The sequence below is a fragment of the Streptomyces sp. NPDC002004 genome (genome assembly GCF_053593975.1).
Window position 1 is genome coordinate 220,315 of the sequence record NZ_JBSFDP010000010.1, and the last position, 10,378, is coordinate 230,692.

The window sequence follows — 10,378 nt, forward strand, 5'->3', positions numbered from 1 at the left end:
GAAGTCGCGGCTGCGCGGTGCCGCCGGGCTCCGCGCTCAGCGGCCACCCCGCTCCCCGGCGGACGCCGGGTCGCCGGCCCGTGTCCGGGTCCCCGACCGCGTCGGACCAGCGACGCGCACCGGACCGCCGCCCTGCCCCGTATCCCCGCCCGACGCGGCATCCGCATCGCGCAGCAGTGCGGCCGCCTCAGCCGCGTCGGGCAGACCCAGACGCGTGAACAGGGAGTGGGCCCGCTCCCAGAGAGCACGTGCCTCGGCGCCGCGGCCGAGGTCCGCGAGGACCCGGCCCAGGATCAGCAGTGCATGGCCCCGGTCCCGTTCGAAGGCGATCTCCTCGCACTGCGCCAGAGCCTGCTCGGCGTGCCGGAGAGCCGCGTCGAGGTCGCCGAGGGCCCGCAGGCTCTCGGCCAGCCGGTAGCGTGCGTGCACCGCCCGCGAACGCAGCCCGGCGCTCGCGCACAGGGCCAGGCACTCCTCGAACCGCGCCACGGCCTCCCGGTGGTCGCCGAGCGTGTGCAGTGCGAAGCCCAGGACGTACACGGCGTACGCCCGCTCCGCCCCGTCCAGCGGGTACGCGCCCCCGTCGAGGATCTGCCGGCACACGGCCGCCGCATCGGCGGCGTGCCCGTCCCGCACCCGGGCCAGTGCGGCGTTGACCATGGTCGTCGTCTCGCCCGACCGGTGGCCCAGCAGCCGGGCCAGGGCGATGGCCTCGTCGAAGAGGGTCACCGCCTCGCCGTACCGCGAGAGGTACTGGGCGATGAGCCCGAGGTCGTTGAGCACCTGCCGGAGCACGACGGTGTCCCCCACCTCACGGCACGCCGTCACCGCCGCCCTCGCCTCGGCCTCGGCGTCGCCCAGCCGTGCCGCGGCCAGGGCGATCGTGCAACGCAGGAAGCGGGCCCGCCCCTCGGCCCCGCGGTCACCGTGCCGTACGGCTGCGTGCACCAGGGCGTCCGCCGTGGACGCCAGCTCGGCGTAGCGGGTGCCGACGCCGAACGGGCTGAGGGCGATGAGGAGGTCGACGGCCTGGCGCAGCCGCCGCACCGCGTGGTCGCGCCGCGCCGGGTGCACCGTGCCGCCGTCGTCCCCCGCGCCGCCGCCACCCCCACCGCCCTCGGCCGTCGCGGCGACCTGGGCGCCGACCTGGGCCGCCAGGGCGCGGGCCTCCTCCGCCTCGACGCGCACCCAGTCCCGCGCGGCGCCGAGGTCGGCGAAGGTGAGGCCGGGAACCGGCGGAGGCGTGAACGTGCCCGTGATGGGGTCGCCGGGCACCGCGTGCCGGAACGCCTCGCAGGCCGTCGAGAACAGGAACCCGAGCAGCCGGTCCTGGACCGTCGGCGCCTCGTCCGTCCGCGCGCCCTCCGACTTCCGGCGCGCGAAGGCACGCAGCAGGTCGTGGTAGCCGTAGCGGCCGGGCACCCTCGACTCCAGCATGCAGGCGTCGACCAGGGACTCCAGGATGTCCTCGGCGGAGGCCTCGTCCGTCGCGAGCATCGCCGCGGCCGCGGCCACGCCGATCTCCCGGCAGTCCACCGTGGCGAGGCATCGGAACGCGGTCGCCTGTTCCTGCGTCAGCTGGCGGTAGCCGAGCTCGAACACCGCCTCGACGGCCAGTTCACCGATCCGCAGCTCGTCGATGCGTCGCCACTCCACGGCGAGCCGCTCCCGCAGACTGGTGATGGACCACATCGGCCGGGCCGCCAGCCGGGCGGCCACGATCCGCACGGCCAGCGGCAGGAAGCCGCACGCCTCCACCAGGCCGAGCGCCGCCTCGCGCTCGGCCGCCACCCGCGCGTCCCCGATGGCCCGGCTCAGCAGCTCGCCGGCCTCCGAGCTGCGGAAGACGTCCACGTTGATCTGGAGGGTCACCGGCAGACCGACCATGCGGCTGCGGCTGGTCACCACCACGGCACAGCCCATGGCACCGGGCAGCAGCGGTCGCACCTGCCGGGCGTCCCGGGCGTTGTCCAGCACGATCAGCATCCGCCGGCCGTCCAGCATCGAGCGGAACAGGGCCGTGCGTGCCTCCAGGTCGTCCGGCAGCGCCTCGGCCGTGATGCCCAGTGCGGACAGGAAGTTCGCCAGGACGATCTCGGGACTGCTGGGCACCGCGTCGCCGCCGTGCAGGTCCGCGTACAGCTGGCCGTCCGGGAAGGTGCCCCGCACCTGGTGGGCCACATGGAGTGCCAACGATGTCTTGCCGACTCCGCCCATGCCGACCAGCACCGCCACCGCGGGGGTACGGCGCCCGGGCTCGCGCAGGGAGTCACCGAGCGTGCACACGAGCTCCTCACGGCCGATGAAGTCCGGGTCGGGGGGCGGCAGCTGGGCCGGCCGGGGCAGCACCCCGGGGCCCGGCGCGCGCTCCGGCTCCCCCGACTCCGCCGCCGCGTCCGGGGCCCGTACGCCCGTGGTCTCGGCCGTCCCCCGGGTCCCCCTGACGAGGCCGGGCGGCTCCGGGGCCGGGCGCGTCAGGGCGGGGTCCTGGTCGAGGATGCGCCGGTGCAACTCCTCCAGTTCCGGCCCCGGTTCCACGCCGAGCTCGTCGATGAGCAGCTGCCGTGCGCCACGGAACACGGCCAGCGCGTCGCCCGACCGGCCCGCCTGGTACAGGGCCGTCATCAGCAGACCGTAGGGGCGTTCGCGCAGCGGATGCTCGGCGGTCAGTTCCGTGAGCTCGGGCACGCACCGCGCCGCGTACCCCAACTCGACCTCGCGGGCGAGGCGCTCCTCCAGCAGTGTCAGCCGCAGCTCGCCGAACCGCTGCCGCTGCCGCTCCGCGAAGGGGCCGGGTATCGCCGCCAGCGGCTCGCCCTCCCACAGGGCGAGTGCCGTGCGCAGCAGTTCGAGCGCCCGCCCCGGCTGCCACTGCGCACTGGCCCGCTCCGCCCGCGCCGCGAGATCCATGACCTGGAGGGCGTCGATCGACTGCTCGGCGACCTGGAGCCGGTAGCCGTCGCCGAAGGTGACCAGAACATCCGGATCCGAGGGGTCGCCCGCAAGAACCTTCCGCCAGCGCCAGGCGTAGGTCCGCAACGTCGACACGGCCTTCACCGGCGGACGCGCCCCCCACAGCGCATCCGTCAACTCGGCTGCTCCGGCGCTGCGCCCCGGTCTGAGCAGCAGAGCGGCGAGCATCGCCTGCTGCTGCGGATACCCCACGGCCAGGGGGGTGCCGTCCTGGTGGACTCGCAGGGGACCGAGCACCGAGAACCGGAGATCCGCCATGTTTCAGACTCTTCTCGTATCGACTGACAAGGCTGTATCGACCAAAATGCGCCGGCCACGGATTATCTGTGGATCCAACAGGGCGTGTCATGGCGGCGTGCCAGCCGCCGAGGTCGAAATGGACGCCCCGGTAGGGGAGACGTCCCGGACGTGCGTTCCGTCACACGGAGAGAGGACGCGGCCGGTACGAGGACCCCGCAGTTCTCCGGGTCCGCCACCGGATCCGGCGCCGCCGTCCGCGTCCGGCCCGGCCCGGCCGACGGGACGGATCCCCCGACGCCGCCACCCCGGCCCGGGAAGGCGAACGCACCCGGCGCCGACTACCGGGCCTGCCTGGGCGGATGATGCCCTGGGGGGCTCCCCGGACCGGCCGCATCAGCCGGTGCGGCTCCCCTGGTGCAAGGCCCGAAGGGGCGCGTCCACCACGGACGGAAGACCCCTAGAACGCCCCATTCCGCCCAACGACCGGCAAAGCACTGGCAAATCCCGATGGGCGAATACCTCAGCAAAGGCCGCCAAACCGCACTGATACGCGCCCACTCGCGATGATCACAGTCGCTAGCCTCTCCGCGTCTCCGAGCAGCCGGGACGGCGCCGGGCGCCACACCGTCGACTCCTGGCTACCCGGTACACCGTCAACGCCCACCTGCGCGTCCGCCGCCGCAGGGGCGAACTCCACGCCGACAACTGTTCCGTGACCCCGCACCACCAGCGGCCGTGACCGGCAGGTCGGCGCTGTTCCGGGCCCCGGTCTCCCACCTGGGCCCACCCGGCTTTCCTGGGGGGCACCATCACCACCGCACACATTCTCTCCGCCGTCGGAGTCGACCTCTTCTACGGCAACCACCCGGCCGTGCGCGACGCCCATCTCTCCGTGGCGCCCGGCGAGGTCGCGGCCGTCATGGGACAGAGCGGCTCGGGCAAGTCCTCGCTGCTGTACTGCCTGGCCGGGGTGCTGCCCGCCGCGCACGGACAGGTCCGCTTCGAGGGGCGCGTACTCGGTGACCTCTCGGACGAGGAGATGAGCGCGCTGCGCCGCGAACGCTTCGGCTTCGTCTTCCAGTACGGGGAGCTGCTGCCCGAGTTGACCATCGAGGAGAACACGGCGCTGCCGCTGCGCCTCGCCGGACAGCGCAAGAAGTCCGCGCTGGCAGCCGCCGGCCAGGTGCTGGAGCGGCTCGGTCTGGGCGACCTGCGCGAGCGGCGGCCCTCGCAGGTGTCGGGCGGTCAGAGTCAGCGGGTCGCGGTGGCCCGCGCCCTGGTGCACCGCCCCGCGGTGGTCTTCGCCGACGAGCCCACCGGGTCGCTCGACAGCGCCAACGCCGCCGCCGTACTGCAGGAGTTCCTCGACCTGGCGCGCTCCCAGGGCACGGCCGTGGTCCTGGTGACGCACGATCCGGCCGTCGCCGCGCAGGCCGACAGCCGCTACGCCATGGCCGACGGCGTCCTCACCCCGCGGGGCGCCGTATGAGGGAGTTCCTGCTCGGACTGCGCCTGCTGTTCGGCTCCGGGCGAGGCAACCGCGTCCGCTTCTTCCTCATGGCGGCGGGCAGTTCCCTCGGTGTGTGCTGTCTCGCGCTCGTCCTGACGATCCCGGCCGTACTCGACGCGCACGACGGACGGGCCGCGGCCCGTGAACCTCAAACGGCATCGGCCGGCAAGGCGGAGGCAGGTTCGACGCTCGTCCTGGAACGCAGGGACCCACACGGCTCCAAGCCGTTCACCCGGGTGTTCGTCGCCCGCGGGGACACGGGCACGCGTCGGCCGCCGCCCGGCCTGGACACGCTCCCGGGCCCCGGCGAGCTGTTCCTCTCCCCCCGCCTGCACGACCTGATCCGCTCCGAACCCGCCCTCAAGGGGCTGCTGCCCGGCCGGGAGAAGGGCCTGATCGGCGCCGCCGGTCTCGGGGACCCGGACGAGTTGTACGCCTACGTGGGGACCTCCCGGGCGAAGATCGCCGGCGACGCGGACACCGGGGCGCTGCAGTCCTTCGGTCACTCCTACGCCCCCATCCCCGTTGTCGAGCCCTCCACCCTCACCAACCTCCGTTTCGCCCTGGCCACCCTGGTCCTGCTCCCGCTGTCCGTCTTCCTGTCGGTGTGCGCCCGTCTCTCCGCCGCCAGCCGCACCCGCCGCCTGGCCTCGCTGCGACTGCTGGGGCTGAGCACGCGGGGCACGCAGCGCGTCAACGCCGCCGAGACGGTGGCCGCCGCCCTGCTCGGCGCCCTCCTGGGGATCGGCGAGTACGGGATCCTGAACCAGGTGATGTCCCGGTCCGGCCTGCCCGCACTGCGCTGGTACCCGGCCGACGGGGCCTTGTCCTGGACCACCGTCGCCATCTGTCTCATCGGCTGCCCTGCCCTCGCCTGGTTCGTCGGCCGGGCGAGCGCGCGCAGCGCGGCCGCCAACCCGCTGGCGGTGCGGCGTACCGCTGTGCCGAAGCCCCCGTCGAAGTGGTGGGGGCTGCTCCTGGTCACCGGCCTCGGCATCGTCACGGGCTTCTGCGCGACCGGCCTCACCGACCATCCCGCCACGAACGGCGGCGTCTTCGCGGTCCTCGTCGTGGGAGGGGTCCTGCTGACCGGGGCAGGACTGGTGCTGACCCTGCCGTGGCTGTCGTACTTCCTGGCCCGCAAGGTGGCCGGCAGCACCCGCTCCCTGGCACTGAACCTGGCCATGCGCCGCAACGAGGTCGAACCGGGCAGCACCATGCGGGTCGTCACCGGCCTGGTCCTGCTGGTGTACGCGGCCTCCCTCGCCCAGGGCGTGCTGATCGAGTTCGAGCAGGTCAGCAAGCCGAGCAATCCCGTCCAGGACTACTCCATGCCGCTTTCGGCCCTCACCGAACGGCAGCAGGAGCGGCTCACCGAGGGGCCGGGCATCCGCGCCCATGCCCGGACGATGGAGTCGTGGAGCAGGCTCGACGCCTCCGGCATCCCTGCCCGGGCCACGGCACTGGTCGCCACCTGCGCGCAGCTGACCCGGCTGGTGCAGCGGGCCGAAGGCTGCGAGGACGGCCGGATCATGCGCCTCGTCAATCCGAACAGCTCCACCGATCCGGGCATCCGCCCCGGCGTCTCCTTCCCCTTCCGGCTGCACACCGGCCGACGTCACGCCTCGCTGTCCCTGACGATCCCGTCCGCCGCGGTCGTCGTACGCCCCTACGATCCGTCGGCGGTCGGCGACGCGTCCGTGATCGTCCCGCCGTCCGCGCTGCCCGCACACGCCCGTCCGCAGTCGGGCTCGCTCGTCCTCGACAGCAACTCCGAGCCGCACGTGGTCCGCAGGGTCCTGGACGGCATCGGCAGTGTCGCGCCGACCGTCTCCGTCGAGCCGGTCGGCGTCAATGTCGACAGCCTGCAGCAGCTCGCGGTCCTCGAGACGCTGCTGGTCCTCGGCATGATCATGGGGTTGCTGATCGGCGTCGCCGCCTTCGTGGTCGCCGTCACGGACCGGGCCGTCGAACGCCGTGCCCAGGTCACCGCCATCACCCTGATCGGGGCCCGCGCCCGTACGCTGCGCGCGGTGCAGAGCACGCAGGTCGTCCTGCCGCTCGCCATCGGTCTCGCCCTGGCCCTGATCACCGGCAAGCTCGCAGAGTCCAGCTATCTGGTCACCGGGGGCGGCGAGGTCTTCTGGGACTTCGCCGGGATCCCCGTGCTGGCGTGCGCGGCGCTGGGCGTGATCGTCATCGCCACGCTGGGCACACTGCCGCTCGTGGGCCGCCGCATCGATCCGGAACTCATCCGCCGGGACTGACGCACGACGGCCCCTGCCGGGACAGGGCCCCGCAGTGCGCATCAACGGCGAAGAGCGGGACCCGGTGAGACCGGGTCCCGCTCTTCGCGTTGGGCATCTGTGGTGCTCAACCGCGTGAGGGTGTCGGTTGAGCCGAGGTGCTCCCGGCATGAGTCGAAGCTGCGACATCCGCTTCAGGAGCGAGGTGGGGCGAGAGTCGGCGTGACCTGCGGACTCTCCAGCCTGATCGGCTCCCGGCGGAAGTACCCCTCTGACCCCCGGTTCCCCGTGGGTCCCCGCCCGTTCCGGCACGAGATTGGCACGGTCCGGGGGCCGTGCCGCGGCCCCTCGATACGAACATCGTGGCCACCTGTGAAGCTACCGGGTTCCGGACCGGTTCATGTGTCAGGCGTGCACGCCGACGTCGGTCTTGCAGTCGCTGAACGTGCCCTTGACGAGGCAGACCGTCAGAGTGCGCTTGGCGCCCTCGTCAAGGTTGCCCGGCGTCGTGTCGGTGTACGGCGATGAGTGCCCGCGAGTGGTGGCCGTTCGGCCGTCGTTCAGCGTCGCTTCGATGCCGTAACCGTCCGCCAGCTTGTCGTAGGCGATCAGGGTGTCCCCGGTCGAGGACCCGAAGTCGCCCGGGTTGGCCGCCCAGGAGCCGTACCCGGCGAATTCGCCGTTGTTGAAGACCTCCACGCGAGCCGAGCCGTCTGTGTACGTGTAGGTGTGGAAGTAGACGTCCGGCGCGGCGCTCGCGGAACTCACCGGTCCTGCGAGGACCAGACCTGCGGCCAGCGCCGTCACCGCGGCGGCGATGGACGCCGCTCTCTTACCCCGTGTCTTCACTTGTGACCTCGCCTCATGGAAGTTGATGTTGAAGGAGCAACATCATTCAGTGTCGGACGAGCCGGCCGCATGCGATTTTCGGCCAATCACGGGGCTTGGATGCGCCAAATCGACCAACGGCGTACAGATCTCCTTCGCCGAAGATCAGGCATCGGATCCCTGCTGAGGTCATGGACAACCCGCAAGAACTGTCGAGCTCGTGAGGAGTCGCCCCCCGTTGCGCTTTCCAACTGTGCGCATGGCCATCCATGAGCGTTCACCGAAGTTCGCGCGGCAGCTCCGAGAGGCGCGTGTACGGAGGTGAACCCGTACGTCGGTCAGCGCATTGGACACGACCAGGACAACGAGCGGCGCTGGAGGAGCCCCTTCTGCGGGGCGACACCCTGTTTCATCTCGCACATCAAGTCGACAGCCACCGCAGTGCGATGGCGCCCTTTCCGGCGCATGAAGCGGCCGGAATGGTGGATCGCTGGACCGGGTACGTCGAGCCGGACGATTCGCTCGACCGTCCCTGGGTGGGCGGAAGAGACCGAAACCTCAGCCATCGCGCGACACCGGTCCAGTTTCGTTCAGTGGAGATGCCGCGAAGCGGCGAATGCCCCTGCGGCATGAGCCTGCAGGAGCCTTCGAACGGCGGTAGGGAGCACACCGCGCATCACGCAGCGTGAGCATTCGGCATCCAGTCGCCCAAGAACCTGGACTGGTGGGGCGACGTGGCCGTCGTGACGACACAGTCGCCAATCGCGTGGCGGCGGCTCGCCTACCAGGTGGCACGAATGCCGCAGAAGGAGAACCACTACGACTTCCGCTCGTGGTCCCACCTTGATGAGCCCGAGGTGACCCCGGACAACATGCGGGCGTACCTCTTGAAGACGAACGGGTACGTCATCGGCTACCTGGCCGCCCACGACGCCGGCCAGCACCGTCGCTGGGATCTGAGCGACGGGTCACGGCTCGGCGACGAGGACGACATCCTGCGCCCGCGCATCATCCGGATTTGGGTGGCGGACGTCTACCGGCACCAGGGCGTCGGCGCCACGCTCGTGCAGGCACTCGCCGACGACTTCGGCTGCCAGGTTGCCGATGTGTCCTGGTCGACCCCAGTGAGTGACGCAGGTCGCCGCCTCGCACGCCGGCTCTCACCCCAGGGCATCTGGGTCAGCTGATCCCCAGCCAGTTGCCGTGCTGCAATTGGCCACCGGTCCATGGACAGGCCGGTGCCCGGTCCGTCCTTCACCGTTGCTACCGCGTCCACATGGGACGCATCGTGTCACTACACTCGGCGCCAGCCGGTCACGCCGTACGAAGAGATGTAGCCGATGGCCCCGCTTGCTATGGAGAACGTGCGCGGTACGCCCCTGACCATTGTTGCCTTGTAGATCGTCTTCTCGACTGGCACCCGCTCGGTGACGTACTTGTCGCGACACTTCAAGACGTCGGCGTTCTCGTAATAGTCATATTCGTAGTCACATTTCCGGCGGCGGACCTGTTTGTCCTCGTACGCCGTCTCCGTCGTCTTCATCGCCAGTCCTTCGAAGCCATTGCGGAGCTGGCCCGCAACGGCGACCCCAGCGCTAAGCAAGGCGAGCGCCTGCTGCTGGGTGAGGGGGTAGTCCGACGTGGCGCTGAGCTGCGGTGTCGTAGCAGCGACGGGCGAGAGTGGCCGCATCTGCGGCGCCGGCATCCACGGCGAGACGCTGGGAGGCATGGGCGCAGGGCTGGTCTCGGCTGCCGGATCCTCGCAGGCGCCCAGCCCGAGGACAACCATGCCTATGAATGCCAGCATTCGTGACCGGGAGTCCATAGCCGCTGCGCCCCGTTCGAAGTGCGTCCCCACTGATCACGGTAGTTGCCCGGGCTGCTGGGCGCGACGCTATGCGCGCTGAGCTCACAAGACAGCAGTAAGTCTGCTGTGCAGCGGAGGTGTTGCTGGCCGGCCAGCAGTGGAGGAGCACCCAAGCACCTAAGTGTTACAACCTGGACACAGTGCGTACGCGAGGTCGACGCAGATCGCATGCTGCTCCTTCAGCAATGTTCAGCCATGGGGGGGACCATGAACACCCGCAGCACGCCAGCCGGGCTCCCGGCAAGCCCGCTCGGTGCGATGGAGCACCCAAGACGCTTCACACGATCCGGCAGTTTTACAGCGGGCCAAGTGAACCCCTGCCAACCTGGCCAAAGTCGAGACTGTCGCATTGCTGGGGAACGCGTGAGGGACAGCGCCGGGATTCAGCCCGTCCTCGCCCCAGCAAGGCGGCTCGGACCTCTTCGTCCCGAAGCAACTTGGGCGGGCGTGCTGCCTTGGTCTGGTGCACCCCTTACCTGCGCCGATGGTCCGCAGACGTTCGCGCTCGTCCGCCGTTGTTCGCTGGCGTTGTCACGCAGTTAGACACTCACCCGGTGAGGGCCCACGCGTGCCTTACAAGCTCTTAGACGGGGGCTTCTTCTTGGCGGTCGTCTCCTGCTGTCCCGTGCCACTGGATCTTGACCGTTTGCCATCGGACTTTGACGGACGCGAGTTTGTGTCATCGGAGTTTGATCACCGCAGGTCAGCGACTCA

General features: G+C 70.9%; 6 protein-coding genes. 3 read left to right on the forward strand and 3 right to left on the reverse strand.

Features of this window, described 5'->3' with window-relative positions:
• Positions 1 to 36: 36 nt before the first annotated feature.
• Positions 37 to 3,231, reverse strand: a complete 3,195-nt coding sequence (locus tag ACWCP6_RS18370) for an AfsR/SARP family transcriptional regulator (protein ID WP_450933492.1) — start codon at positions 3,229 to 3,231, stop codon at positions 37 to 39.
• A gap of 853 nt (positions 3,232 to 4,084) precedes the next feature.
• On the opposite strand from ACWCP6_RS18370, the gene ACWCP6_RS18375 reads away from it, so the two are divergent.
• Together ACWCP6_RS18375 and ACWCP6_RS18380 are read left to right on the forward strand one after the other, a co-directional pair.
• Complete coding sequence (locus ACWCP6_RS18375; protein WP_450933493.1) at positions 4,085 to 4,702, forward strand: ABC transporter ATP-binding protein; 618 nt, start codon at positions 4,085 to 4,087, stop codon at positions 4,700 to 4,702.
• A complete protein-coding gene (locus ACWCP6_RS18380) occupies positions 4,699 to 6,990 on the forward strand; it encodes an ABC transporter permease (RefSeq protein ID WP_450933494.1) in 2,292 nt (763 codons plus the stop codon). The genes ACWCP6_RS18375 and ACWCP6_RS18380 overlap by 4 nt, the downstream gene beginning before the upstream one ends.
• A 384-nt stretch (positions 6,991 to 7,374) precedes the next feature.
• On the opposite strand, the gene ACWCP6_RS18385 is transcribed toward ACWCP6_RS18380, so the two are convergent.
• Positions 7,375 to 7,818, reverse strand: coding sequence for a hypothetical protein (locus ACWCP6_RS18385; protein WP_450933495.1), 444 nt, complete (start codon positions 7,816 to 7,818; stop codon positions 7,375 to 7,377).
• 776 nt (positions 7,819 to 8,594) lie between these two features.
• Here ACWCP6_RS18385 and ACWCP6_RS18390 point away from each other — a divergent pair.
• Entirely contained in the window at positions 8,595 to 8,984 is a 390-nt protein-coding gene (locus tag ACWCP6_RS18390) for a GNAT family N-acetyltransferase (RefSeq protein ID WP_450933496.1), read from the forward strand.
• Positions 8,985 to 9,091: 107 nt separating this feature from the next.
• Here the strand turns inward: ACWCP6_RS18390 and ACWCP6_RS18395 are convergent, their stop codons facing one another.
• Positions 9,092 to 9,604, reverse strand: a complete 513-nt coding sequence (locus ACWCP6_RS18395; RefSeq protein WP_450933497.1) for a hypothetical protein — start codon at positions 9,602 to 9,604, stop codon at positions 9,092 to 9,094.
• Positions 9,605 to 10,378: the final 774 nt, after the last annotated feature.

Coding starts and splice junctions, on each gene's coding strand:
- ACWCP6_RS18370 (WP_450933492.1), bottom strand. CDS start 3,231: ATGGCGGATCTCCGGTTCTCGGTGCTCGGTCCCCTGCGAGTCCACCAG.
- ACWCP6_RS18380 (WP_450933494.1), top strand. CDS start 4,699: ATGAGGGAGTTCCTGCTCGGACTGCGCCTGCTGTTCGGCTCCGGGCGA.
- ACWCP6_RS18390 (WP_450933496.1), top strand. CDS start 8,595: ATGCCGCAGAAGGAGAACCACTACGACTTCCGCTCGTGGTCCCACCTT.
- ACWCP6_RS18395 (WP_450933497.1), bottom strand. CDS start 9,604: ATGCTGGCATTCATAGGCATGGTTGTCCTCGGGCTGGGCGCCTGCGAG.